General features: G+C 54.9%; 26 protein-coding genes. 11 read left to right on the top strand and 15 right to left on the bottom strand.

Going from position 1 to position 24,462, the window contains the following annotated elements:
• Positions 1–157: 157 nt before the first annotated feature.
• Positions 158–2,218, top strand: coding sequence for an endonuclease (locus SOJ49_RS04225; protein ID WP_369856984.1), 2,061 nt, complete (start codon positions 158–160; stop codon positions 2,216–2,218).
• A gap of 288 nt (positions 2,219–2,506) precedes the next feature.
• Positions 2,507–2,935 (top strand): CBS domain-containing protein, encoded by a 429-nt coding sequence (locus SOJ49_RS04220; protein WP_369856983.1) that lies wholly within the window; start codon positions 2,507–2,509, stop codon positions 2,933–2,935.
• Positions 2,936–2,984: 49 nt separating this feature from the next.
• Here SOJ49_RS04220 and SOJ49_RS04215 read toward each other — a convergent pair whose 3' ends face one another.
• Positions 2,985–4,121, bottom strand: a complete 1,137-nt coding sequence (locus SOJ49_RS04215) for an HD-GYP domain-containing protein (RefSeq protein WP_369856982.1) — start codon at positions 4,119–4,121, stop codon at positions 2,985–2,987.
• Between the two features lie 170 nt (positions 4,122–4,291).
• On the opposite strand from SOJ49_RS04215, the gene SOJ49_RS04210 reads away from it, so the two are divergent.
• The gene (locus SOJ49_RS04210) at positions 4,292–4,633 is read left to right on the top strand and encodes a TraR/DksA family transcriptional regulator (protein WP_369856981.1); all 342 of its coding nucleotides are present in this window, start codon (positions 4,292–4,294) and stop codon (positions 4,631–4,633) included.
• A gap of 26 nt (positions 4,634–4,659) precedes the next feature.
• Here SOJ49_RS04210 and SOJ49_RS04205 read toward each other — a convergent pair whose 3' ends face one another.
• The 12 genes from SOJ49_RS04205 to SOJ49_RS04150 form a co-directional block, all read right to left on the bottom strand.
• On the bottom strand, positions 4,660–4,785 hold the full coding sequence (locus SOJ49_RS04205) for a hypothetical protein (RefSeq protein ID WP_369856980.1): 126 nt from the start codon (positions 4,783–4,785) through the stop codon (positions 4,660–4,662).
• 917 nt (positions 4,786–5,702) lie between these two features.
• Positions 5,703–6,149: an OsmC family protein gene (locus SOJ49_RS04200; protein ID WP_369856979.1), complete on the bottom strand. Its 447-nt coding sequence runs from the start codon at positions 6,147–6,149 to the stop codon at positions 5,703–5,705.
• Between the two features lie 50 nt (positions 6,150–6,199).
• On the bottom strand, positions 6,200–6,775 hold the full coding sequence (locus SOJ49_RS04195; RefSeq protein WP_369856978.1) for a DUF3365 domain-containing protein: 576 nt from the start codon (positions 6,773–6,775) through the stop codon (positions 6,200–6,202).
• 158 nt (positions 6,776–6,933) lie between these two features.
• Positions 6,934–7,314: a rhodanese-like domain-containing protein gene (locus tag SOJ49_RS04190; protein ID WP_369856977.1), complete on the bottom strand. Its 381-nt coding sequence runs from the start codon at positions 7,312–7,314 to the stop codon at positions 6,934–6,936.
• Between the two features lie 90 nt (positions 7,315–7,404).
• The gene (locus tag SOJ49_RS04185) at positions 7,405–8,484 is read right to left on the bottom strand and encodes a M48 family metallopeptidase (protein WP_369856976.1); all 1,080 of its coding nucleotides are present in this window, start codon (positions 8,482–8,484) and stop codon (positions 7,405–7,407) included.
• Positions 8,481–9,602, bottom strand: a complete 1,122-nt coding sequence (locus SOJ49_RS04180) for a YjgN family protein (RefSeq protein WP_369856975.1) — start codon at positions 9,600–9,602, stop codon at positions 8,481–8,483. The genes SOJ49_RS04185 and SOJ49_RS04180 overlap by 4 nt, the downstream gene beginning before the upstream one ends.
• A 346-nt stretch (positions 9,603–9,948) precedes the next feature.
• Complete coding sequence (locus tag SOJ49_RS04175; protein ID WP_369856974.1) at positions 9,949–10,257, bottom strand: cyd operon YbgE family protein; 309 nt, start codon at positions 10,255–10,257, stop codon at positions 9,949–9,951.
• A 4-nt stretch (positions 10,258–10,261) separates the two neighbouring features.
• Entirely contained in the window at positions 10,262–10,369 is a 108-nt protein-coding gene (gene cydX, locus SOJ49_RS04170; protein WP_369856973.1) for a cytochrome bd-I oxidase subunit CydX, read from the bottom strand.
• Positions 10,370–10,456: 87 nt separating this feature from the next.
• Positions 10,457–11,593 carry a cytochrome d ubiquinol oxidase subunit II gene (cydB, locus tag SOJ49_RS04165; protein WP_369856972.1) on the bottom strand — a complete coding sequence of 379 codons (1,137 nt, stop codon included), beginning with the start codon at positions 11,591–11,593 and terminating at the stop codon, positions 10,457–10,459.
• Between the two features lie 9 nt (positions 11,594–11,602).
• Positions 11,603–13,228, bottom strand: a complete 1,626-nt coding sequence (locus SOJ49_RS04160) for a cytochrome ubiquinol oxidase subunit I (protein WP_369856971.1) — start codon at positions 13,226–13,228, stop codon at positions 11,603–11,605.
• Complete coding sequence (locus tag SOJ49_RS04155) at positions 13,225–13,488, bottom strand: hypothetical protein (protein ID WP_369856970.1); 264 nt, start codon at positions 13,486–13,488, stop codon at positions 13,225–13,227. Before SOJ49_RS04155 ends, SOJ49_RS04160 begins: the two co-directional genes overlap by 4 nt.
• Positions 13,481–14,038: a hypothetical protein gene (locus SOJ49_RS04150; RefSeq protein WP_369856969.1), complete on the bottom strand. Its 558-nt coding sequence runs from the start codon at positions 14,036–14,038 to the stop codon at positions 13,481–13,483. The genes SOJ49_RS04155 and SOJ49_RS04150 overlap by 8 nt, the downstream gene beginning before the upstream one ends.
• Positions 14,039–14,312: 274 nt before the next feature.
• On the opposite strand from SOJ49_RS04150, the gene SOJ49_RS04145 reads away from it, so the two are divergent.
• From SOJ49_RS04145 to SOJ49_RS04110, 8 genes are all read left to right on the top strand, one after another.
• Entirely contained in the window at positions 14,313–15,710 is a 1,398-nt protein-coding gene (locus tag SOJ49_RS04145; protein ID WP_369856968.1) for a sigma-54 interaction domain-containing protein, read from the top strand.
• A gap of 107 nt (positions 15,711–15,817) precedes the next feature.
• Positions 15,818–16,651 carry a TRAP transporter TatT component family protein gene (locus SOJ49_RS04140; RefSeq protein ID WP_369856967.1) on the top strand — a complete coding sequence of 278 codons (834 nt, stop codon included), beginning with the start codon at positions 15,818–15,820 and terminating at the stop codon, positions 16,649–16,651.
• A 34-nt stretch (positions 16,652–16,685) separates the two neighbouring features.
• Positions 16,686–17,681, top strand: coding sequence for a TRAP transporter substrate-binding protein DctP (gene dctP / locus SOJ49_RS04135; protein WP_369856966.1), 996 nt, complete (start codon positions 16,686–16,688; stop codon positions 17,679–17,681).
• Between the two features lie 2 nt (positions 17,682–17,683).
• Positions 17,684–18,199: a TRAP transporter small permease gene (locus tag SOJ49_RS04130; RefSeq protein WP_369856965.1), complete on the top strand. Its 516-nt coding sequence runs from the start codon at positions 17,684–17,686 to the stop codon at positions 18,197–18,199.
• Positions 18,196–19,479, top strand: coding sequence for a TRAP transporter large permease (locus SOJ49_RS04125; RefSeq protein ID WP_369856964.1), 1,284 nt, complete (start codon positions 18,196–18,198; stop codon positions 19,477–19,479). Before SOJ49_RS04130 ends, SOJ49_RS04125 begins: the two co-directional genes overlap by 4 nt.
• Positions 19,480–19,795: 316 nt before the next feature.
• Entirely contained in the window at positions 19,796–20,962 is a 1,167-nt protein-coding gene (locus tag SOJ49_RS04120; RefSeq protein ID WP_369856963.1) for a p-hydroxyphenylacetate 3-hydroxylase oxygenase component, read from the top strand.
• Between the two features lie 152 nt (positions 20,963–21,114).
• Positions 21,115–22,056, top strand: coding sequence for a p-hydroxyphenylacetate 3-hydroxylase reductase component (locus tag SOJ49_RS04115; RefSeq protein ID WP_369856962.1), 942 nt, complete (start codon positions 21,115–21,117; stop codon positions 22,054–22,056).
• A gap of 225 nt (positions 22,057–22,281) precedes the next feature.
• Positions 22,282–23,019, top strand: a complete 738-nt coding sequence (locus SOJ49_RS04110) for a helix-turn-helix transcriptional regulator (protein ID WP_369856961.1) — start codon at positions 22,282–22,284, stop codon at positions 23,017–23,019.
• A 148-nt stretch (positions 23,020–23,167) separates the two neighbouring features.
• Here SOJ49_RS04110 and SOJ49_RS04105 read toward each other — a convergent pair whose 3' ends face one another.
• Positions 23,168–23,638, bottom strand: coding sequence for a PaaI family thioesterase (locus SOJ49_RS04105; RefSeq protein WP_369856960.1), 471 nt, complete (start codon positions 23,636–23,638; stop codon positions 23,168–23,170).
• A gap of 397 nt (positions 23,639–24,035) precedes the next feature.
• Positions 24,036–24,323, bottom strand: a complete 288-nt coding sequence (locus tag SOJ49_RS04100; RefSeq protein ID WP_369856959.1) for a hypothetical protein — start codon at positions 24,321–24,323, stop codon at positions 24,036–24,038.
• Positions 24,324–24,462: the final 139 nt, after the last annotated feature.

Raw genomic sequence — 24,462 nt, 5'->3', positions numbered from 1 at the left:
ATAACCCGTCAGATCAACAAACGCTATCGGTTCACAAAAACCGCAGCGGGAAGTCACTGTCATCTTTTTTCAGTCTTGTTGTCATCTCTCTCAACTAGCCTGCGCCGTTCTGCTTGACCAGACCCAAACTACGTCAGAACCACCCAGGATGATGATCATGTTGAAACAGATTTCCGCCGCGCTGTTACTGTCATCGGCACTCGCCGTTGCCAGTACCGGCCATGCGACCGTCGCCAATGGCGATTTTGAACAATGGACTAACTCAACTCCCGACGACTGGACCACCATCGACAGCGGCATCAGTCTTGCCGCGTCCAGCAGTGTGGTGTATAGCGGCAACCAGTCGGCCGCCATTACGGTCAATACCGGCACCCAAAGTTCTACCGACTTGCGCCAGACCGTCAGTGTCACCAGCGGTACCCACTACGACTTCAGTGCCTGGATTTATCACACCGAAGGCCACGTCCAGGCACGCCTGTATGTCGCCGATTATCAGGGCTATTCCGATAACAGCCTGACCGATCAATGGCAGCAACTCAGCTACAGCTATACCGCCACCAGCACAGGTTCCATCGAAGTGGGCCTGCGTTTTTACGACCAAAGCGGCTTTGATGGCTCGGAACTGGTGTATGTCGACGACTTTGAACCAACCACCGACAGCGCGACAGACACTGGTGCAGACAGCGGCAACACAGGAAGCAGTGGCAGCTGCGTCACGACCGACGTCAATATCACGACCGATAATTACGGCTCCGAAACCAGCTGGTACATCCTCAATGCCAGCGGCACCGAAGTCGCCAGCGGCGGCAATTACGACAACAACAGCAGCAACACCGAAACATTCTGCCTGGATACCGGTAACTACACCTTTACCATTCTCGACAGCTACGGCGATGGTATTTGCTGCTCGTACGGCAACGGCTCTTTTGCAGTGGTGGTGGCTGGTACCGAAGTGGTCAGTGGCGACCAGTTCACCAGCAGCCAGAGCAACAGCGTTACTGTCGCCGATAGCAGCGACGGATCATCCGGCGGCACAGAAACTGGCGGAGGTTCATCCGGTGGTACAGGAGCAACGGATAGTGGTGCCAGTTGCACAGCAGGCACTCTGAGCCTGACTACCGACAACTACGGCGCCGAAACCAGCTGGGCCATCAGCAACAGCAGCGGCACCGACATCGCCAATGGTAACGGCTACAGCAGCAACACCAGCTACAGCGAAGATATTTGCCTGGAAGACGACGACTACACCTTCACCATTAACGACAGCTATGACGACGGTATGTGCTGCTCATTTGGTAACGGTTCCTACGACCTCGTTCTCGACGGCACCAGCGTCGCCAGCGGCAGCGAATTTGCCAGCAGCGAAAGCACCAGTTTCATCCTGGGTTCCGCTACAGACACCGGAGCTGGGACAGATACCGGTACAGGAACCGGCAGCACCGACCTCATTGGCTACTACGCCAGTGCCAATGGCCTGAGTGGCTATGTCCTCAAAACTGAGCTGCACAACATCATCAGCGCTGGCCACAGCGCCCAGGGCTACAGTGCCTTATGGACCTTCTACAGCAACTACGAACGCGATAATTATTACGAAGCCGACGGCAGCCTGCTGGATATTTACTCCGAAAATCCGAACGGTTCAGACCCATACACCTACACCAGCAGCAGTGACCAGTGCGGCAGCTACAGCGGCGAAGGCTCCTGCTATAACCGAGAACATACTTTCCCACGCAGTTGGTTTGGTGGTGCAATAGAACCGATGAACTCCGACGTACACCATATTTACGCCTCCGATGGCTATGTCAACGGCAAGCGCAGCAGCTACCCTTACGGCGAAGTGGCTACCGCCAGCTACACCTCCAGCAATGGCTCCAAACTGGGCAGTGCCGAATCCGGATTGGGCTACTCCGGCACCGTATTCGAACCCATCGACGAGTTCAAAGGCGATTTGGCCCGCACCTATTTCTACATGGCCACCCGCTACGAAGACGTGATTTCCGGCTGGGAGACCCAGTCCAGCTATGGCGATGCCGTACTCAATGGCAGCAGCGATCAGGTCTTTGAAATCTGGTACCTGAACCTGATGAAAAGCTGGCACAACGCCGACCCCGTCAGCCAGAAAGAACTTGATCGTAACGACGCCGCCTACAGCCACCAGGGCAACCGTAATCCCTTTATCGACCACCCGGAACTGGTGGCTGAAATCTGGGGTAACTGAAGCGCGGTTGTTGACAGGTTGTTGGCAGTATCACCAGGCTGCTCTGCATACCCCTGGCCACCACGCTCCGGCGTGGTGGCCAGGGGTATCACTTATCGACCAACAGGGCAGTCCTAAATCACTGCACATAATGCGGCCAACGCGGCTGACTGAACCCAACCGCTTTCAAGGAGGCTGACCAAGGGCTGTAACAGCGATTCAATAGACAGTGATGGGTTTTCGTATTTATCCGCCGGATCGGTATTTTCCTGCTTTACTGTAATCAGAACAGCCAAGGCAGGAACCACCATGCAACTCGTCAAACAACTGATGACCACTCACCTTCATACCCATTTGCCAACGGATACCCTGCGCGATGCAGAAAAGACGATGGCAGAACACCATATTCGCCATATTCCTGTGGTGGATGAAGAGGGCAAACTCTGTGGCCTGATGAGCCAACGGGAATTTCTGACGGAAGCATTCCGCATCACCGATAAATTTGGTGCCCACCACTTGCAGGAATACCTGAGCAAAACCGGCATCAGCCAGTGCATGCAGCATGAGGTTGTCACTGTGACGCCCGATACCTCATTGCAGCAAGCGGGTGAAAGCCTGCGCGCCAATCGCCGCCAAGGGTGTGTGCTGGTCACCGATGAACACAAGGTACTGGTCGGCATGCTGACATCACAAGACTTTGTAAAACTGGCCATTACGTTACTGCAACAGAACAACTAGCGATCGTTTTTAATACTTGCTCCGGCACCAAACCCAATCCGGTGCCAACCTAACGGGCAGGCCAGCGTTGCTGAATATCCTGAATCGCGGCTTTGTTATCCAGCACCGCCGCTACGCAGTCGGGATCCAGCTGGCGACCGGAAAGCCGCTCCAGTTCCTGCCACACCGCATCTTCTTCCCATGCCTGCTTGTAACAACGGGCATTCAGCAACGCATCCAGAATATCCGCCACGGCGACAATACGAGCTTCCAGCGGAATTTCATGGGTACCATTCAGCCCCAGATAACCGGAACCATCCAGCTTCTCGTGGTGGTACTGGATAATATTCATCAGCATATCGATGTGCTCGATCCGGGCCAGATCAAAACGCCGAATCGCCTTTTCAAGCAGTGTCTTGCCCCCAGAAACATGACGCTTCATTTCATCAAATTCCTCTGCGGTCAGACTGCCCGGCTTGTGCAGAATCCGATCCGGCACCGATATTTTGCCAATATCATGTAACGGCGCAAACAGCGTCAGATATTCTATCCAGCTGTCTGACAACGGCTGTGACGATTGTAATTGCCGGGCAATCAGCCGAGTGTATGCGGCCATACGCTGCATATGGTCGTCCGATTCAATACAGCGCACGCCACTGACATCCAGTGCCCAACGTGCCAGCGCATGCAGACGGCGTAACGTCTCCTGTTCCTGCGCCAGCGTCTGCCCCACCAAATGGCCCCACAGGGTGCAATACGCCGCCATGGGCGCCGAGAAATAGTCAATGGTACGAGCATTCAGAAACAGCATCCCGAGGAAATGTCCTTCCACCGTCAATGGCATCGTCAGGCTTGAGCGATAACCCTGCCCCAACAGCGCCGCCGTATGCGTTGACAGCTCATCAGAGCGAAACTCGCGCATATCACCGACCACCCGCACCAGCGGGTTATCGGCCAGAACTTTTAACGATGGCACCGCGTCTAATAACACGCTGTACCCCGTTAGTGGCGATGCGTCATCTCCGGCACAGGTAAAGGTCGATAGCTGATCACTGTCTGGCTGATACAACGCCAGCGACAAACGATCAATACCGGAATACTGTTCACGCAACACCCGATAGAGATGCTGCAACCGATCACCGAATGACAGCGGCTGCGCCAACTGCTGGTAGGGGTCGATAAAACGCTGTTCTGAGGCATTGGCCATAACGACCTCCAGGAGCAGAAACGAACAAAAACAAGGCAAAAGCCACTCTCTTCAGTCTAGCCAAAGCTGTCTTGCACGCCGCTGACCCATATCAAGGCGGTCGGGCAACAGCCAACGTAATTTGACAGCCAGACACGCCAATATATTCGACGTTTATTAAGGAGAATCCGATGAACATTGATGCACTACGGAGCCGCTTGAGACAACAGCTGGATGAGCTTCAAACCCGCTCTGTCGATGCCGAACGACTCGCCAGTCACCGTGACAACCCACTGTCGGCAGATTTTGCCGAACAGGCAACCGAGCGTGAAAACGACGAGGTACTGGGCGCTATCAGCGGCGAAGCCTGTATTGAAGCAGTAGCGATCCAGCAGGCGCTGGAGCGAATTGAACAGGGCACTTACGGCAGCTGTATTGAATGTGGAGAAACCATCGAAAGCGCACGGTTGGAAGCAGTGCCTTATGCAATTCGCTGCCTGCAATGTGCCAGTCGGCACGAACAGCAGGCCTGAGAAAACAACACGCATGGAAGTGGCTCTCACAACATATCCAGCTTCTTTTCGATACGCTCAAGGCGTTGCTCCAACACCTTGAGCTGGCGAGATTGCTCCCGTATTAGCCGGGATTGGCCCGCTTCATCCTGCTGCATCATCAGTGAAGACATGCTCGCCGTCAGCGTAGGGACGCCCTCCGTGGCTGTCCGAAACGGCCACGCATTGCACAACGGCCACGATGGAACCGGCAACGGCCACGCATATTGCACAACGGCCACGATGGAACCGGCAACGGCCGCGCATATTACACAACGGCCACGGACGGAGCCGGGCCCTACGTTATTATTTGATTCAAGATCCCAAAGGGTCGGTAAAATACGGGGATACAACACGCCGTAGGGACGCCCTCCGTGGCTGTCCGAAACGGCCGCGCATATTGCACAACGGCCACGATGGAACCGGCAACGGCCACGGACAGAACCGGCAACGGCCACGCATATTGCACAACGGCCACGGACGGAGCCGGGCCCTACGTTATTATTTGATTCAAAACCCAAGATCCCAAAGGGTCGGTAAAATACGGGGATACAACACGCCGTAGGGACGCCCTCCGTGGCTGTCCGAAACGGCCGCGCATATTGCACAATGGCCACGATGGAACCGGCAACGGCCACGCATATTGCACAACGGCCACGGACGGAGCCGGGCCCTACGTTATTATTTGATTCAAAACCCAGAATCCCAAAGGGTCGGTAAAATACGGGGATACAACACGCCGTAGGGACGCCCTCCGTGGCTGTCCGAAACGGCTACGCAGATTGCACAACGGCCACGGACAGAACCGGCAACGGCCACGCATATTGCACAACGGCCACGGACGGAGCCGGGCCCTACGTTATTATTTGATTCAAAACCCAGAAAATCCCAAAGGGTCGGTAAAATACGGGGATACAACACGCCGTAGGGACGCCCTCCGTGGCTGTCCGAAACGGCCGCGCATATTGCACAACGGCCACGATTGGCCACGATGGAACCGGCAATGGCCACGGATGGAGCCGGGCCCTACGTTATATGACACAACCGTCTGCTAACGCGGGCTAACCTCTACCTCACACAGTACCGAGTTGGCAATAAAACAGTGCTCATGAGCTTTGTGATGCATGGCCATAATGGCTTCAGCATCGGGCACCTTGTCACCCTCAAACACCACCCGTGGTGACAAACGGATGCAGGCGACATGGAAACGGCCATCGTCTCGCTGTGCCAGCTCTGCTACTGCACGGTCATCGTACGACACCACGGTCAGCCGCTTTTTGGCTGCCAGCGCCAAAAAGGTCATCATATGGCAACTGGCCATCGATGCTGCCAGCATCTGCTCAGGATCACAGCCGTAGTCATTACCAGCGCCTCCGGCTGCTATGTGTGCCTGATGGCCAAAGTCGAGTTGATGGCGGCGCTCAAAACCCAGGTGAGAGAACTCACCCTCACGCTGCCAGTGTAAATCCATGCCGTGTTCTGAAACCTTCGCTGTCATTTATTGTGCTTCCAGGGATAGGGGATCACCAATCAATACCATTGACGGGGTTAGTCAGCCAGTGTTTTGCGCAGGGTAAAGGCACCCCGTAATTGACCCACCTGATAACCCACCGCCTGGTCAGCCGGGTACAGCTCACTGAGACGAGTTTTAACCGGCTCAGCCAACGCTGAACCATGGCAGTTCAGACACAAGGCTCCGGTCGGAATCGCTTTCATATAACGATATTCACCGTTCTCCAGCATGCTGGCTTCCAGCGCAGCCGGAGGTTCGCCTGCCGCCAGACGCTGGTCGAAAGATTTTAAGGTCGCCAGTTCCCAGGCGTCCGGGGCATTGGCCGGATTGCGCAACTGCAACGAGGTACGCCCCACCGTCCAGTCGCCCTGGCTGTTGGCAGCGGCAATTGCCGGTGCCTGGGTATTACACAGATGAATGGCTGCGGTTGGGCCGCCCGCCTTCATCCCCTGCTGTACCGTTTGTTTCAGCTGTTTGCCAAACGTCATGGCCTGCTGCCGGGCTTCAATACGCAGGCTGGCGTCATCAAGCTGTTCAGCCTTGACGGTTGCACTGGTCAGCGACCCGAATGAGCCACCCAGTACACAGACCAGCGTCAATAATTTTTTCATCGTTATGCTCTCCATAAATAACTAAATACGCACAAAGGAATATTAATATTCTGAAAAAGCGGATACATGTATCAACACGATCCGCTCCTGTCTTGGTGTCCATCTGCCGCGAATGGCGAACGGCAAATTACCGTTTGTAATGGCTTATGGCCGTATATTTACTGGTATACGCTAGGATTAACTTCCACCTTGTGGACGTCACCGCTCCAGCCGTCAAAACCACCCACCAGCATTTTTACCTGGTCAAACCCCATACGCTTGAGGGTATGAGCTGCCAGTGTGCTGCGGCCACCATTCTTGCAATACAATACAATCGTGGCTGCTGTATCCATCAGCGCCGGATGATCACCGACCCGAAATTCCAGCACTCCACGAGGCACATTCACGGCCCCTGGCAAATGTCCCATCTCGAACTCGGCCGGCTCCCGCACGTCCAGTACCACGGCACCGGCGGTCAACAAGGACTCTGCCTCTTCGACGTTAACCGGGTTAACCGATACCCGTGCTTCGGCCAACAAATCTTCTTTTTTGAGTATCATCAGGTTTCCTCTTGACCAACGAACCGGAACAAACATGCCCATGCAGGCATATTATTAGTGTGCACCCAAACGCCATACAAACCAACCGGCTTAATCACAATTGATGCAACTCGCCGCCGCATCAGCTGCCGCTGCTCCGGCTTGCTCAGCCGCCTCGATACGTTCAAGCGTAGCAGGATGCGAACTCAGATACTGCTGCCAGCCCGGTTGATCTGTTGATAGCGGATCATCCGCATGTGACGCCATCAATAACCGCATGGCACGGGCAAAATCCAGCGGCGACCGGCCAAGTTGCTGCAGCCTGGCAATGGCAAAATCATCCGCTTGCCGCTCCATCTCCCTGGAGAAGGCATTTTCCAGCAAACCGGTTCCGGCCCCCAGCAGCAGCTCGGAGCTACCCTCTATATCGCCAAACAGTAAGCCAAACAACACTGAGGTGGCGGCCGATCGCGCCATCAGCTGCATCCCATGCTGATACTCCACATGGCCAATTTCGTGCAGCATAACGGCGATCAGGGCATCCACATCGGACGCGGTAAGATCCACCATCTGGTCTGTTACCAATACGGTGCCATCGGGCAGCGCAAAGGCATTCGCGCCCATATCCCCGGTACGGAAAATCAGGGGATACTGCGCCGGTTCAAGCTGTAACCGTTCCAGCACCTGTTGCCAGTGCACACGCAACTGCTGCTGTTGTGGCAAGGGCAGTGATGACGGCTCAAAATGCAGCGAGTCGAGAACCTGCAGGGTGTGTTGGCCAACCTGCTGCGATACCTGTACTGGCAACCATTCTACCGTGGTTTGCGCCAGTGCTGGAATGCCACGAAACGTGACCCACCATAAACACAGCGGCACCGCCAAAGCCGCAACCAGCACCACCAGCCAACGGCTTTCCAGCCATTCAGGTATACATTGCCGACGGCCAGCCACTAACCAGCGCCAATGTACATCGGCGGGAATAAAGCGGGCGTTATCTTCAAACACGACTTCTTGGGGTAAGCCAGGCACCGCACTTTCTACTACAAACTGGCCCGCTGCTGCGTATTTCAGCCCTTGTTGTACGTCCGTGCGATTCACATGAATCGCGCCGGTGTCATCCAGCAATGCCTCAGCCGCAACGGCCAGAGCACGATCGGCAAACTGATACTGTCCGGCAACAGCCGCTGTCATCCCAGCACCGAGACATCAACATCAAACAAACCTGCGGCTTCCTCACCAAAAGCGCCATCCTGCGACGTCACGGTATTGATCATGGAATCCATCGCGGGCTGAATCGTTACCTCGGTATGTTCCGCCAAATAACACAGCATACGTACCTGAGTAACCGGATACGCCAACCCCAAGGTTACGATTAACAGCAGGGCATTAGATATTGCCAGCCCGGCGTAACCGATAGGCGTGACATCCGATCGAAAAGTGGCGATGCCATCCAGCGACAGATTGGCCAGCAGGTGATTGCGGATCATGGCACTCCATATGGCGGCAACTAGTTGACTGATCACAAACATCGCCACAAACAGCAGCACCGGCAACCAGAAGCGCGGGGGAGCGTCGCCCTCGCCCTCCCCAATACCGGATAGCAGGCTGAACAACGGCAGCAGCAGCACCATACTGAGTATGCCAAGGCCGACACACACCAGTGCCGCGTGATAATACGCACTCGTCCGGTTACTCACGTTGAAGGCCTTGCCGCCATAGGTGATGTTGTTATGGGTGTACTGATCAATCTTCTTCAGTACCCAGGGCAGTGCGAAGTAGAAGGTGAACATGGCGATCAGCGGCAAAAAAATAAAATGCGCCATGATACCGCCATAGTCACCGGTAAAATCAAAACGAACCTGGCGGTAGGAAGTCATCCGCAAAGTGAAGCGAATGCCCTGACAAATCAGCCATGGCACCGCAAACATCAGCAGAAAATACATCAAGCTCGCCGCTATCGGGCTGACATAGGCAACACCTGACAGCAGCACCAACACCAGCAGGGCAATCAGGCGCCCTCGCAAGATTTGCAGCGGTTTGGCCAGATAACTGAAACGATGGCCATCCAGCGAGGTATGGCCATACAGGTAACGGTGATTACGTACCTTGGCCCAGGCGCTGTAAATGCCCAGCGTCAGCAGGGTCAACAACATATTGACCAGCCAGAGTTTCTGGTATTCCAGATTGCGGCCAGAAAACAGTACTCGTACGTCTCTCGCACCACCCTCACTCGGTCGTGGAGGCGGTGTCACATCGTCATGGCCATTGGCTGCGGTGGCCATCCGGCCAGCAAAAGAATCAGTTTCCATCGGGAGTTCTCAACATCCGTGTTAATAAATAGGAGACTTCTATTTAATCCGGCGCTCACTCTGGGCCAGCGGATGGTTTCGAATCACGAAGCCGACTTGCAGGCCTGACGGGTCAAGTCAAACGTCGGCGACACCGAGTCGAGATCATCCGGCAACACTCGCGCAGAGCCGTGCAGGATTAAATAGATGTCCCCAACAGTCTATATAACCGTCATCCTCCGGCGGTACAACCTCTGGCCCCACAGCCATCTGCTCTCACAACCACTATACCTACACCCATGACTGACCACAGACACCCGTGACTGAACTGACACCCAACTCACTACCGACACCCGCTGCTGTCAGATCAGAGCAGCCACAGGTACACACACAGCCCCATCAATGGCCAGCCGACATAAGGGCTGAAGGCATACCGCCAGAGCCGGGTTGTCGGAACATAGCCGACACCGTGGACAAACCCGGCGGAAATACCCCATAACCCCGCCGACAACGAGCCGTGATCCAACTCGTGCAAACCAACGGCCACCAGCTGCGGCATGGCCAACAGCAAACCGGACAGCACCAGCGCGCCCAGAAAGGACAGCGCTCGTGCCCAGCCCGCATACAGCGGCCCATAGGCCGCATAATCTACCGGAGTATTGGTTGAAGACGCCATGAAACTACTCCGCGTCCCGATCCAGGTCTTCATAAAACTCCAGCCACATGGCGTTAATCAGGCCAAAGGAGCAGGCCAGTAATACACCGAGAATCCAGGCAAAATACCACATACTATTTTCCTCGTTGTTTGAGTCAGACGTCGGGCGTCTGACCCCATTTCCGGGTTTTGATATTGCAGAATAACCAGCGTCGGTTCATCAATACGTGCTGTATTTGTTATCTTCAATAAACTTGTTGGTCATCCGGCCCCACATTTTGTAGTAACCCCAGATGGTGTAACTCAGCACGATAGGTACAAAAATCACCGCGACCCAGAACATGATGTTCAGCGTCATTTCGCTGGATACCACATCCCACACGGTAAGGCTGTGAGACGGCTCCAGGCTGGACGGCATCACAAACGGGAACAAGGAGAAACCAGCCGTCAGAATAATCCCGGTGACTGCCAGCGAGCTGGATACGAACGCCAGGGCACCGCGATTCAACATCGACATCAGTGCCGTCAGCGCCAGTCCGGCGAAGCCCAGCAACGGTGCTGCCAGCATCCAGGGGTATGTGCTGTAATTGGCCAGCCAGGCACCTTCCTGGGTGATCACCAGCTTATCCAGCGGCGTGACTGCCGCTGCGGTACTTTTGATATCCACAATCACATAGCCATCAATACCCATCCAGATCCAGACTCCGGCCAGTGCAAACAACGCCGCCACCAATACCGCCAGCGCCACCGCCATACGACGGGCGCGTTCATGCAGGGCACCATCAGTACGCATTTGCAGCCAGGTCGAACCGTGCATCATCAACATACCCAGACTCACCAGTCCGGCCAGCAGACCAAACGGATTCAGCAGCGCCCAGAATGAGCCGGTATAGGTTGAGCGCATAAATTCATCGAGATCAAACGGCACCCCCAGAATCAGGTTGCCAAAGGCCACACCAAACACCAGCGCCGGTACGGCTCCGCCAATGGTCAGGCCCCAGTCCCACAAATTACGCCAGCGCGGATCATCCACTTTCGAGCGATATTCAAACCCGACCGGCCGGAAAAACATCGAAAACAACACCAGCAACAAGGCCCAGTAAAAGCCGGAAAACGCCACTGCATACACCACAGGCCAGGCCGCAAAAATGGCCCCGCCTGCGGTAATAAACCACACCTGATTGCCATCCCAGTGCGGCCCAATGGTATTCAGCATCACCCGTCGTTCAGTATCGGTACGGCCAAGAATACGCAGCAGCGCCCCCACCCCCATATCGAAGCCATCGGTAACCGCAAACCCGATCAGCAGCACCCCGATCAGTACCCACCACACCATTTTTAATACTTCGTAATCCATAACTCCCCCTTACGCCTGTTCGTTACGTGCTTGCAACGGTTGCGCCTGTGGCCCAGCCGCTGTACCACCCGCAGTGGTGTGATCATCATCTTTCTCAAAGTGATAGCGGCCGGTATGAATGGCCGATGGCCCCAGGCGAGCAAACTTGAACATCAGGAACATCTCGGCAATCAGCAAGCCGGTATAGAACACGACGAAGCCACCGATACTCATCCACAAGTCTTCAACCGAACGGCTGGAGGCGGACAAATGGGTTGGCAGCACTTCACCAATCGACCAGGGCTGACGGCCAAACTCAGCCACGAACCAGCCCATTTCACAGGCCAGGAAGGGTAATGGAATCGCCCACAACAGCGCTTTTTGCAGCCAGGTTTGCTTATCGATGGTCTGGCGAGCGGAGTGCCAGAACGCCAGCGCAATCAGCAGGAACATGGCGAAGCCAATGGCCACCATAATGCGGAAGGTAAAGAACATCGGTGCGACTCCAGGAATGGTGTCACGCGCCGCAGACTTGATCTGCTCTTCCGTCGCGTTGGTCACGGTCGGTGTGTATTTTTTTAATAGCAAGCCATAGCCCAGATCGTGCTTGACCGCATCAAACGCCGCCATGGTTGCGGGAGATTCATCCCCGGCTTTCAACTGCGTAAATAGCTGGTATGCCCCGATACCATTACGCACCCGCTCTTCGTGTTCCACCAGCAAATCCTTGATACCCACCACTTCCTCATCGGTCGAGCGAGTAGCAATCAGGCCCAGAACCCAGGGAATCCGCACGGCATAGTCGGTTTCCATGGTTTCCTCATTAGGAATACCAAACAGCGTAAAGGCAGCCGGTGCCGGATGGGTTTCCCACTCAGCTTCAATCGCCGCCAGCTTGGTTTTTTGCACATCGCCGATTTCATAACCGGACTCATCGCCCAGCAAAATCACGCTCAGAATAGCCGCCATACCAAAGCTGGAGGCAATGGCAAAAGAACGACGGGCGAACGGCAGATCACGCTTTTTCAGCAGATAATAGGACGACACGCCCAGGACAAACATCGCCCCCGTGACATAACCAGCCGACACCGTGTGGACAAACTTGACCTGGGCAACCGGATTAAAGATAACGTCGGCGAAGCTGGTCATCTCCATCCGCATGGTGTTGTAGTTGAACTCGGCCCCAACCGGGTTTTGCATCCAGCCATTGGCAATCAGAATCCACAACGCCGACAGGTTCGAACCCAGCGCAACCAGCCAGGTCACCATCAGATGCTGCAGGCGGGTCAAGCGATCCCAGCCAAAAAAGAACAGGCCGATAAACGTACTTTCAAGGAAAAAGGCCATCAAGCCTTCAATCGCCAGCGGCGCACCAAAAATATCGCCGACATAATGGGAGTAGTAAGCCCAGTTAGTACCAAACTGGAATTCCATCGTCAGACCGGTGGTCACACCCAAAGCAAAGTTGATACCAAACAGCTTGCCCCAGAACTTGACCATGTCCTGATACACCTGCTTGCCCGTCATCACATAGGCAGATTCCATGATGGCGAGAATAAACGATAACCCCAGTGTCAGGGGTACAAACAAAAAGTGGTACAGCGCGGTAATGGCAAATTGCAGCCGCGACAAGTCCACCAGACTTTCACTGATCATGGTTGATCCTCCAAAGGCAGGGCCGTGGAACGTTCAGTTGAGTGTTGAGGAAGCGAAAATTCAGTCGCCGGACGAGCGGGAGAAACATGTTCTTCACCGTTGCCCAGCTGCTGTAACAAGGCAGCCTGTGGATCGCTCAGATCCACAGGCTGAGAAAAAAACAGTGCTCGCAAGGTAAAAATCAATGCCAGCTTGAGCACCAGGATCAACGCCAGATCACGTACGATCGGCTTCGACCAAAGAGAGGATGTACTAGCCATAATGAGCTCCGACAGCGGCAGGAAGCGGGTCACAACACAGGGCTTTTTCCTGTGCTACCGAACTGATGCATAACCCCCTGGACACCCGTCCGGGGTAGATCACATAGTCATCTGGAAGTTGGAGGAGCGGCAGCTTATCAACGTCAGCCTCTGGCTCAGATGCGACAAATGGTCGCAGCCCACCCGCCAGCCACCATAAACCGGTAAAGACCAGCCCGTCACAAGCATAAGCCACCCGAGCGGTTGCCGGATCAACAATAATCCGTATACGGCTCTCTCCCAATGCCAGCGCATCCGGTGCTACCGGGCCAGACAGTGCCCCAGCGGAGAACATATCCGCACCTAACACCTGACCGGGGACATTCACGCCACTGGCCACCGCACCGGTGAACAGCAAATAGGCATTACCAACCCCCAATTGCTCCAGCGTCTGCAAATAGCAGGACACCAGTGCCGGTTGTGGATCAATCACCGCGCCACGACGGGAGATCGGATCAAACAGTAAATAACTGAGTTGTTGATTGATCCGCCATTGTTTCACTCTGGCCATACCCTTCCTGCCGGTTGTCTCGTATCCGTCACAGCTGACATTGGTCGCTGACTATGCCAGTGGAACAGCAAATCACGGGCCAGTCTGCCAAGCCCCTGCGGCATTTATTTTCCAGATCCTCATAAAACAGCTCAAAAGCGCGCTATTACTGGGCTTTCGATAAAATACAAGCCCGACAAAAAAGACCGGGCAAGAGGATTGGCAACGAATACGCCTTTAAAATACAGCAGCCATCGTCTACCATTCTGCCAATACTGTCAGACCGGTGACACCTATGTCAGACCTTCGCAGTTACAGCAGCCTGCCCGGCATCTCCTCCTTGCTCGACGCCATCTCCGCACCCGCCATTCTGATGGATCGTGACTACCGTATTTGCGCTGCCAACCAGGCTTACCGGGAGCATTTTTCAGGTAACGAAGCCCTGCTCGGACGTCATTGCTACGAAGTCTCCCATGGCTATCAGGTACCCTGTGATCAGGCCGGTGAAACCTGCCCTCTGCAAGGCTGCCTGCGCACCGGTCAGCGCCAGCGCATCCTGCACATTCACAACACCTGCCAAGGCAAGGAACACGTCGATGTCGAACTGAGTCCGGTGCGTAATGACGACGGCCAAATTGAATTCTTTGTCGAAATAATGGCCCCGGTACGCACCCCGGATACGCCAGGGTCGCGGCCAATGCTGGGGTTCAGTCAGGCTTATACCGAGATGCTGGCCATGCTGGGTCGGGCCGCACCGTCTGAAATCAGCGTGCTGCTGTTGGGTGAATCCGGTACTGGCAAAGAACTGGCCGCCCGTCATATCCACCAGCACAGCGCACGGGCCAACAAACCCTTTGTTACCGTGGAATGTTCCGGCCTGACTGAAAGCCTGTTCGAAAGCGAATTGTTTGGCCACGAAAAAGGCGCGTTTACCGGTGCCACCCAGCGCAAGCCGGGTCTGGTCGAAGCCGCTCGCGGCGGCACCCTGTTTCTTGATGAAGTCGGTGATATTCCGCTCGCCATGCAGGTCAAATTGCTGCGCCTGATCGAAACCGGCAGCTATCGCCTGGTTGGCAGCGTCACCCCGCAGCAGGCCGACTTCCGGCTGGTCTGTGCCACCCATCGCCAGCTGACCCAGATGGTTGAGGCAGGCACCTTTCGACAAGACCTGTACTACCGCATATCACCGTTTCCGATTCTGCTGCCATCGTTGGCCGAACGGCGGGCAGACATCGTCCCGCTGGCGCGCAGACTGTTGCAACAGCTGAGCCAGGATCGTCCACGGGTATTGTCTGCCGCGTCTTGCGACTGGCTCGAACAGCAGCAGTTTCCTGGCAATATCCGCGAGCTGAGAAACCGGCTGGAACGGGCCACTATTCTGTGTGATGACCGCGAGATTGAACCGCGCCACCTGACCTTGCCCGACTCACTGCTGACTACCGCACAAGCTTCCCACAATATCCAGTCCGTCAACCTGACCACCGGTATCGATCAGGCCATGCCACTGGATCAGCTCGAAGCCCGCTACCTGCTGGCCATCGCCCACCAGTTTGGCGGCGACAATGCCCGCCTGGCCAAACAGTTGGGTATCAGCGAGCGCACCCTGTATCGCAAGTTGGCCAATGCCCGCAGCAACCCGCAAGACAACCCCGATGCAACAACAGCAGACAAACCGTCATCTGCGGAACACTGAATTCTTGTGTAATAACGACTGGTTCAGAATGCTTGTGAGTATTGCTCATTAAAGACAGGCACCAAGGTGTGTACAATTGCGCCAAATTTTTACAAGCACCCGTGACTATGAAACGACTCACTATTGCACTGGCCGCCCTGGCGCTGAGTGCCTGCTCAGTTGGCAACCTGCCGAAAAACCTGTCCCGTTCGATGATGAACAGCGACAACCCGGAAGTAGTTGCCGCCGGAGCACCGGCCTATCTGCTGCTGCTCGATGCCCTGGTACTGACCTACCCGGATGACGAAGATTTCCTGCTGTCAGCCTCCAAGCTTTATGGTGCTTACTCCGGCGTATTCTCCAGAGACCCGATCCAGACCAAACGCATGGCCGACAAGGCACTGGAATACGCCACCCGTGGCCTGTGTGAATACGACGACGATGCTTGCGCCGCCGTCAAATTGCCACAAGACGAGATGCTGGATGCGCTTAACCACCAGTTCGACGAAGACGATATTCATGTCTTCTATGCCTACGCTGCCGCCAAGGCAGGCTGGATTCAAGCCAACAGCAGCGACTGGGGCGCGATTGCCGAACTGGGCAAAACCAAGGCGCTGATGCAGTGGGTCGCCAATATCAAACCGGATTACGACCAAGGCACACTTCAGGTCTACCTCGGTGTCATGGAAACTCAGCTGCCCCCGTCTCTGGGTGGCCGTCCGGAAGTCGGCAGAGAACATTTTGAAAAAGCGCTGCAATACAGCAATGGCAAACACCTGATGGCCAAGGTTTTATATGCCAAGCAGTACGCACGGCTGATGTTTGACCAGGAACTTCACGACCGCCTGCTCAACGAAGCCATTGCCGCCGACCCGGAAGCCGAAGGTCTGACCATGATCAACTACCTGGCCCAGCGTCAGGCAGCTGAACTACTGGCAGAATCCGCCGACTTTTTTGAATAATCGCCTTTTGACCACAAGCCAAGAGTAACCACCTATGAAAAACAAACTGATTGCCCTGGGCCTGATGCTGCTGTGCCTGAGTCCGATGTCCCAGGCGGCAACGCTGAAAATCGCCACCCTGGCCCCCGACGGCACCAACTGGATGAAACAGATGCGTGCCGCTGCCGACGAGATCAAGCAAGAAACCGCAGGCCGCGTCAAAATCAAATACTTCCCCGGTGGGGTACAGGGCAGCGACAAGAGCGTGCTGCGCAAAATGCAAATCGGCCAGCTGCAAGGTGGCGCAGTATCTTCCGGCGCACTGACCAATATTGCCAACGAAGTGCAGCTCTACAGCTTGCCTTTTACCTTCCGAGATCCGGCGGAATTAAGCGCTGTCCGAGCCGAATTCGACCACTATATTGTTGATGCCCTGGAAGCCAGAGGCTACGTCGTACTAGGTCTGACGGAAGGCGGCTTCGCCTACATCATGGGTAACAAGCCACTCAAAACCACTGCCGATTTCCAGGGCCAGAAAGTCTGGGCTCCAGAAGGCGACATCGTCAGCCAGACAGTCTTCCAGAAAGCCGGTATCGAGCCGATTTCACTGCCGATTTCTGACGTTTACACCAGCCTGCAAACCGGCCTGATCGACACTGTCGGGGTGAATCTCACCGCCTCGATCGCACTGCAATGGCACAGCAAGCTGAGCCATGTTACCGACCTGCCACTGCTGTCGCTGCTGGGCATGATGGTGGTCGACCAGAAAGCCTTCGACAAACTGTCAGCGGAAGACCAGACCATCGTCCGTCGCATCATGAAAGCAACCTACGCCCGGATGGACAAACAAAACGCTGAAGACGAAATCGGCGCTCGCAAGGCACTGGAAGACAGCGGCATGATCTTCGTACAACTGACCGACGCCGAAAAAGCCACCTGGCAGAAACTGGCCGACGACAGCCTCACCGAACTGGCCAGCAAGGGAGTCTATCCGGTTGATCTGTATAAGAAATTGCAGGCGCGTATTGCCGCGATTCGGGCAGGTCAATAACCTTGAAACACTCCCCTTTGCGGCGTCTTCTCAGCGCCATTCACACATTGGAAGACGGCCTGTTGGTACTGGTATTGCTGATTATGGTACTGCTGGCAGGCATTGATATTGTCGCCCGCAGTGTCTTTGGTGGCGGCGTTATGTGGATTCCTCCCGCGCTGCGGGTGATGGTGTTATGGCTCGGCTTGCTGGGCGGCATGGTTGCCACTCGCGGGCGCGAACACATTGCCATCGACCTGGTGAACCGGCTGGCACCCAAGGCTGTATCCGAAGCCATCTCCGTCGTCACCTCCGCGTTTGCAGCCTTTATCTGTGCCATTGTGGCCTGGAACGGCTATGCCTACATCGAACTGGCGATAGAATTTGGCGATATCGCTTTCGGCAAGATTCCTGCCTGGCCGCTACAACTGATTATCCCCTTCAGTTTTACGGTAATGGCATTACGCTTTGCCATTCAAAGTATTGAAGCCGTCATCAAAGTGCTGGGCAAACACCCCGCAGCCGAGGCCCATTCATGAGCGTACTGGTTCCACTGATTCTGTTATTACTGGCATTGTCCGGTACACCGCTGTTTGTGGTGATTGCCGCCAGTGCCATCTGGGGATTTTATCAGACCGATATTGACCTGATGGTAATGGCGGTCGAGATTTACCGGATTGCTGAAATGCCGGTGCTGATTGCCATTCCGTTGTTTACCTTTGCCGGTTACCTGCTGGGAGAAAGCAAGGCACCACAGCGGCTGGTGCGTATTACCGACGCCTTTCTCGGCTGGATGCCCGGCGGGCTGGCCATTGTCGCACTGGTTACCTGTGCGCTGTTCACCGCCTTTACCGGTGCTTCCGGCGTCACCATCGTTGCATTGGGTGCACTGCTGGTACCAGCCCTGCAGAAATCCGGTTACCCGGAGCGATTTAATCTCGGACTGGTCACCACCTCCGGCTCACTTGGCTTGCTGTTTGCTCCTTCACTGCCGCTAATTTTATACGGCGTGGTGGCGCAGCAAATGTCACTGGACGTGGCGGTTAGTATCGATGACCTGTTCCTCGCCGGTTTGCTTCCCGGTGGTCTGATGCTGGTCGCACTGTCGCTTTATAGCGGCTGGGTGTCACGCAAGACCGAACGCAATCACCATCCTTTCGACAAGACCGAAGCCTGGGCAGCGCTGAAAGACACCAAATGGGAAATGCCCCTGCCATTCCTGGTATTGGGTGGCATTTATGGCGGCTGGTTTGCGGTATCGGAAGCAGCCGCCATTACCGCGTTTTACGTCCTCATCGTTTCTACGCTGATTCGCCGTGAAATTCCGTTTAAACAGCTGATTACCGTCATGCGGGATTCAATGAAGCTGGTCGGGGCGATTCTGCTGATTCTGGCGGTGTCCATGGCATCCACCAACTACATGATTGATGCTGGAGTACCGGAAAAAATCTTCGGCTTTATTCAGCAACACGTCAGCGACAGTTTTACTTTCTTGCTGCTGCTCACGGTGTTCCTGCTGATTCTGGGCATGATGCTGGACATCTTCTCCGCCATTGTGATCATGATTCCGATTATTCTGCCGATTGCGGTGGAATACGGTATTCATCCGATTCACTTGGGGATTTTATTCCTCGCCAACATGCAGCTGGGATACTTCACTCCGCCGGTCGGTATGAACCTGTTTATTGCCAGCTTCCGTTTTAACAAACCGGTAATGGAGTTGTATCGCGCTACCTTGCCTTTCTTCTTTATCCTGCTGGCAACGGTATTGGTGATTACCTTCTGGCCCGGATTAAGTCTGGCCTTTATCGGAGAGTAAGCGCTATTAGCAGAGGGCCGTCGTCAGTGGCGGCGCTCTGTTATCTTCCCCTCCTTTTTCCAACCCACGCCACACACACGCCACGCCACAACCACTCCACAACCACGCCACACACACGCCACGTTCCATCTTCTCTAACCATTCAAACAGAAAAGTCCCATTTCCAGCCAGAAAACGTCATGTTCCCCAGTATGGCCTGCCGCAATAATGAATCCATCGAAGCTAAACGCTCCGGCAATAGCTTCCGCTGTGTTGCTCAGGGCCCGACAACACCTTGCTGATATTAAAAACAACAAAATACCCAAGGCTGAATACCATGACTGCAAACAACCCGATGTTGGAAAAGCTGCACGAAATCCTGCCTGCGATTCGCGCCAATGCGTCAAAAGCAGAAGAGATCCGCATGATCCCGCAAGAAAACGTCGACATGCTGCACGGCATCGGCCTGAACCGCGCTTTCCTGCCGAAAGCCTACGGCGGTTTGGAAATGAGCCTGCCGGAATTCACCGACTGCATCGCCGCACTGGCTGGTGCCTGCTGCTCCACCGCCTGGGGCTACAGCCTGTTGTGCACTCACAATCATCAGATTGCCATGTTCAGCAAAGAAACCCAGGACGAGATCTGGGGTGAAAACCCCGATGTCGTGGCATCGTCTTCGATTGCACCGTTTGGCCGTTACGAAGAAACCAACGGCGGCATCGTCTTTACCGGTGATATGAAATGGAGCTCGGGGGTTGACCACGCTGACTGGATATTGGTTGGCCTCAACCGCATGGTCAACGACGAAAAAATCTACAGCTTCGCGATTATTCCGAAAGCCGAATTCACCATCATCGACGACTGGTACGCCGCTGGCATGTGTGGTTCCGGCACCAAAACCGCCCGTATCGAAGGTGTGTTTGTACCCGAACGCCGCATCCAGGCCGCCAAAAACATGATGGAAGGCCGTCATATTGGCCGTGACCTGTATCCAGAAAGTAACATCTACCACACCCCATACCGGCCATACTTCGCCTGTGGTTTTGCCGCCATGAGCCTGGGCGTAGCCGAACGCATGATCGCCGTGTACAAAGACATCACCCAAAACCGCGTCCGCGCCTACACCGGCGCCAAAGTAGCGGGATCTGTCGCGCCGGTATTGCGCATGGCTGAGTCCTACCAGCAAGTCTGCGCCGCCCGCGCCTACCTCGAAAAAACCTGGAACGAGCACAAGGAATACGGCGAGCGTCACCAATACCCGGATCGCTACACCCTGGCCCATTGGCGCACCAACCAGGCCTACGCCATCAAGATGTGTGTCGAAGCCGTTAACCGCCTCTGGGCCGTGATGGGCGGCTCCAACTGGTATAACGAGCGCGAAGGCCAGCGGCTGTGGCGCGAATCCAACATGACCGCCGCCCACGCCTACACCGACTACGACGTTTGTGCGCAGATCATTGGCCGCGAACTGCTCGGTATGGAACCCGATCCCAGCCTGCTGTAAGCGGCTCTCACCTGGCCCCCACGCTCCGGCGTGGTCGCCAGAGATCCCGGCCCACCGCAGCGTTCCCTCACAAGAATGAGGGAACGAGAAACACAAAATTGACGCCTCAGGGTGCGCACTGCGCACCACTGCGCCAGCACAGGATACTCACCATGTCAGCCACACAAACCGCCACCGACTTCGACCCCAAAGCCTTCCGCCGCGCCCTCGGCAACTTCGCCACCGGCGTCACCGTCATTACCGCCTGCACCCCGAACGGCGTACAAACCGGCGTCACCGCCAACAGCTTTAACTCGGTCTCCCTCGACCCGGCACTGGTGCTGTGGAGCATCATGAAAACCTCCGCCAGCGTCGATATTTTCGAGCAAGCCAGCCACTTTGCTGTCAACGTGCTGGCCGCCGATCAGATCAACCTGTCGAACCACTTTGCCCGTCCGTCCGACGACAAATTTGCCCGCATCGACTACGAAAAAGGTCTGGGTAACGCCCCCCTGTTACCCGACTGTGCCGCCCGTTTTCAGTGCGAAAACTACCAGCGTATCGACGGTGGCGACCACTGGATTCTGATCGGTAACGTCGTCGCCTTCGACGACATTGGCCGCGCCCCATTGCTGTATCACGGCGGAGCCTACTCCGCCGTGATACCCCATGCCGGAGTCAAACCAAAAGATTCTGACGCCTCCAGCAAAGGCGAAGAGAAAAACGCCCAGCGTCTGCACGACAACCTCTACTACCAGATGATTCAGGCAGTGAAGCGTTACCAAACCAGTTACCAACCGCTGCAACTGGCCACCGGCCTGCGTACCATCGAAGCCCGCATGATCATGACCCTGAACGACTTCGGCAGCCTCGCCGCCAGTGAACTGGAACAACGTATTGGCATGCCGGATCAGGATTTGAAAGCCGCACTGGACACCCTCAAACGCAAAGAATGGATTGCCGCCAGCGACGACATCCTCAGCCTGACCCGCGCCGGTATCGAACAGGCAGCCACCTTATGGAAAGTAGCTAACGACCGTCAGACTGACGTATTTGGCCAGTTCAGCGCCGAAGACGTTGCCACCTTCCGCAAAGTGCTGGACGCCGTACAGTAACCAACACCACTGACCACCAATCCCCACCCATATCGGCGGCAAGCCACCTTCTACCGGGATATATCCACGCAGGAGGGTTTGCCACCGATATAAATACGGCTCCCACCCTTGCTTGCCCTGCCCTTGCCTGTCCCCCAAAAATAACGACAGCCAGCCAGTCAAAATTGATTACACTGAACAACAATCAGGTTTGCATCACAACAATAACAACGAGCATCCATCCCTATGGATCAGCCAATAGTCACGCCACCCACCGAGCAACAACTGACGCTGCTGGAATCGCTGGGCACCCCGGCGTTCTTCGACCACTTTCTCAACTGGCTACAACACCAGCTACTCAGCGACCAATGCATGATCTTTTTCTGCCCCGATGGCGAACACGTCAGTACGCTGCTGTACAAAGACTTCAGCCACGACGCCTCAGCCCGCCAGCTGGCCATGGCCTATATTTCCGAGCGCCAGTACCTCCACGACCCGAACTTCGACAAGCTACGTCACTGCCAACCAGACCAACTGATTACCGAACATTATGGTGTTCTCAGTGGCAACATGGGGCTGCACTACCGCAATCGTTTTTTTGAACAGCCAGGTTTTCTCGACAAATGGTCCGTGATTTGCCACTCAGACAGCGGCAACTACTACATCAATCTCTACAGCCGTCGCGGCTATTTCAGACCATTATTCAACAACAGCCAGCAACAAGAGCAAGGTATTGCACGGCTGCTTGCCCTGCTGGTCAGCAAACATTACCTGCTGAACAACCAACTGCTCAATCAGGGGCCGCTGGCGTTTTTATCGGAACGCGAACGCCAGGTGTGTGAAGCCGTACTGGCAGGCAAAAAATCCGAAACCATTGCCCACGACCTGACCATTTCCCCCAGCAGCGTAGTGACCTACAAAAAACGCGCCTACGACAAGCTCGGTATTTGCTCGCGGGCGCAGTTATTTGCCTTGTGTCGGTGAAAGGATTCCTGAATTTGATGCAATCGTTGGCGATGTAATGCCATTAACTCATCGGCCGATAACGATGTGCAGGATACTTGCGACCTCCTGCAGAAAAGCGCTTGCGCCCTCCTGCAGAAAGAATCCGAATGCCTATATAAGGCTGCATTTAAGCCATATTGTTATCCTGTGGCTTATACTGTGACGGAGTCTCAAGCACGGCAATCGTCACGCGAGAAACACAGACCAGCTTTTCACCTTCATTTCGAATACGCACTTCCCAAACATGTGTCTTTCGCCCAATATGCAACGGTTTCGCGACACCGTAGACCCATCCTGAATCGACGGCACGAATATGGTTCGCGTTGATTTCTTGACCAACACAATGATATTTAGAAGGATCAACGGCACATGCAGCCCCCCAGGAAGCGAGCGTTTCTGCCAGAACAACCGACATGCCACCATGAAGAACACCAGCCGGTTGCCGGGTTTTCTCATTGACCTCCATTCGGCCTTTTAAATAATCATTGCCAGCTTCTGTAATCTCAATACCAACACGTTCGTTAGCAGTGCCTTTTGCCAAGAAATTCAATTCTTCGATATCCGGCTCTTTGAACCAACAAGACTTATCATCACTCATAAACAACCCTTTATTTTCATGTTAACAATTTTCTTATATTTACAGGAGACATCTATTTAATCCGGCACGACGCTGCGCGAGTGTTGCCGGTGATCAGAGCAAGGCAGCGAATGCAGCGAAATGACGAGTCCTTTTCACATTCGACAACACCGCTCTGGACGGCGGCAACCCGCTCCCTGGGGGGCTGCCGGATTAAATAGATGCCCTCTACAGCATAACCGACACACTTGGTATAAATAAGAGAATCCGCAGCTGCTTCTCCAAAATATCCCCGCCACACAGATTTCTTTATTATCGTCCTCAGCAATCCGGCATGACCATCAAACGAACAACGCCACAAACATGGCACACGCCTACCTTATTTTGTGTCCTTTTTTTGCAAACAACCATCGCTGTTCTACCACATTTTCGTAACCGCTCCATTAACCCCATCTAATATCCTCGCCACCACCTGCGTATCCTGATTCTGTAAATCCCGGATCAGATCCCGCTCAAGCTCATCTTCGCTCTGGTAGGCGTCCTTTACCTCCCAGCGGCGAACGTATTGAATGTCTTTACCGGTGATCTCCGCCAGCGGCTGACGGGTCAGATGACTGCTGGCCTGTAACAACGCCACAATGGCATCCGGTGCGGTATACAGCAGAAATTCAGTGGCCTGATCTTGCAGGGTCAACGCTCGGCTCATGGGCTACTTCCTTTATTGGGCGACGGTGGCCGTGTCTGGCTTGGGGAAACTCAACAGCTGATCCCGGTAGCTTGATTTCACGGGTCAAGCCCTCGCTGATTGAGTTGGTTAGGGTATCGAACTTGTCGAGCTTGAAATC

The organism is Candidatus Thalassolituus haligoni, from assembly GCF_041222825.1.
Taxonomy (GTDB): Bacteria; Pseudomonadota; Gammaproteobacteria; order Pseudomonadales; family Oceanobacteraceae; genus Oceanobacter; species Oceanobacter antarcticus.
The sequence above is the reverse complement of the archived record's forward strand: the minus strand, read 5'-3'. Positions and strand labels throughout refer to the sequence as shown.

Coding starts and splice junctions, on each gene's coding strand:
- SOJ49_RS04225 (WP_369856984.1), top strand. CDS start 158: ATGTTGAAACAGATTTCCGCCGCGCTGTTACTGTCATCGGCACTCGCC.
- SOJ49_RS04220 (WP_369856983.1), top strand. CDS start 2,507: ATGCAACTCGTCAAACAACTGATGACCACTCACCTTCATACCCATTTG.
- SOJ49_RS04215 (WP_369856982.1), bottom strand. CDS start 4,121: ATGGCCAATGCCTCAGAACAGCGTTTTATCGACCCCTACCAGCAGTTG.
- SOJ49_RS04210 (WP_369856981.1), top strand. CDS start 4,292: ATGAACATTGATGCACTACGGAGCCGCTTGAGACAACAGCTGGATGAG.
- SOJ49_RS04205 (WP_369856980.1), bottom strand. CDS start 4,785: ATGTCTTCACTGATGATGCAGCAGGATGAAGCGGGCCAATCCCGGCTA.
- SOJ49_RS04200 (WP_369856979.1), bottom strand. CDS start 6,149: ATGACAGCGAAGGTTTCAGAACACGGCATGGATTTACACTGGCAGCGT.
- SOJ49_RS04195 (WP_369856978.1), bottom strand. CDS start 6,775: ATGAAAAAATTATTGACGCTGGTCTGTGTACTGGGTGGCTCATTCGGG.
- SOJ49_RS04190 (WP_369856977.1), bottom strand. CDS start 7,314: ATGATACTCAAAAAAGAAGATTTGTTGGCCGAAGCACGGGTATCGGTT.
- SOJ49_RS04185 (WP_369856976.1), bottom strand. CDS start 8,484: ATGACAGCGGCTGTTGCCGGACAGTATCAGTTTGCCGATCGTGCTCTG.
- SOJ49_RS04180 (WP_369856975.1), bottom strand. CDS start 9,602: ATGGAAACTGATTCTTTTGCTGGCCGGATGGCCACCGCAGCCAATGGC.
- SOJ49_RS04175 (WP_369856974.1), bottom strand. CDS start 10,257: ATGGCGTCTTCAACCAATACTCCGGTAGATTATGCGGCCTATGGGCCG.
- cydX (WP_369856973.1), bottom strand. CDS start 10,369: ATGTGGTATTTTGCCTGGATTCTCGGTGTATTACTGGCCTGCTCCTTT.
- cydB (WP_369856972.1), bottom strand. CDS start 11,593: ATGGATTACGAAGTATTAAAAATGGTGTGGTGGGTACTGATCGGGGTG.
- SOJ49_RS04160 (WP_369856971.1), bottom strand. CDS start 13,228: ATGATCAGTGAAAGTCTGGTGGACTTGTCGCGGCTGCAATTTGCCATT.
- SOJ49_RS04155 (WP_369856970.1), bottom strand. CDS start 13,488: ATGGCTAGTACATCCTCTCTTTGGTCGAAGCCGATCGTACGTGATCTG.
- SOJ49_RS04150 (WP_369856969.1), bottom strand. CDS start 14,038: ATGGCCAGAGTGAAACAATGGCGGATCAATCAACAACTCAGTTATTTA.
- SOJ49_RS04145 (WP_369856968.1), top strand. CDS start 14,313: ATGTCAGACCTTCGCAGTTACAGCAGCCTGCCCGGCATCTCCTCCTTG.
- SOJ49_RS04140 (WP_369856967.1), top strand. CDS start 15,818: ATGAAACGACTCACTATTGCACTGGCCGCCCTGGCGCTGAGTGCCTGC.
- dctP (WP_369856966.1), top strand. CDS start 16,686: ATGAAAAACAAACTGATTGCCCTGGGCCTGATGCTGCTGTGCCTGAGT.
- SOJ49_RS04125 (WP_369856964.1), top strand. CDS start 18,196: ATGAGCGTACTGGTTCCACTGATTCTGTTATTACTGGCATTGTCCGGT.
- SOJ49_RS04120 (WP_369856963.1), top strand. CDS start 19,796: ATGACTGCAAACAACCCGATGTTGGAAAAGCTGCACGAAATCCTGCCT.
- SOJ49_RS04115 (WP_369856962.1), top strand. CDS start 21,115: ATGTCAGCCACACAAACCGCCACCGACTTCGACCCCAAAGCCTTCCGC.
- SOJ49_RS04110 (WP_369856961.1), top strand. CDS start 22,282: ATGGATCAGCCAATAGTCACGCCACCCACCGAGCAACAACTGACGCTG.
- SOJ49_RS04105 (WP_369856960.1), bottom strand. CDS start 23,638: ATGAGTGATGATAAGTCTTGTTGGTTCAAAGAGCCGGATATCGAAGAA.
- SOJ49_RS04100 (WP_369856959.1), bottom strand. CDS start 24,323: ATGAGCCGAGCGTTGACCCTGCAAGATCAGGCCACTGAATTTCTGCTG.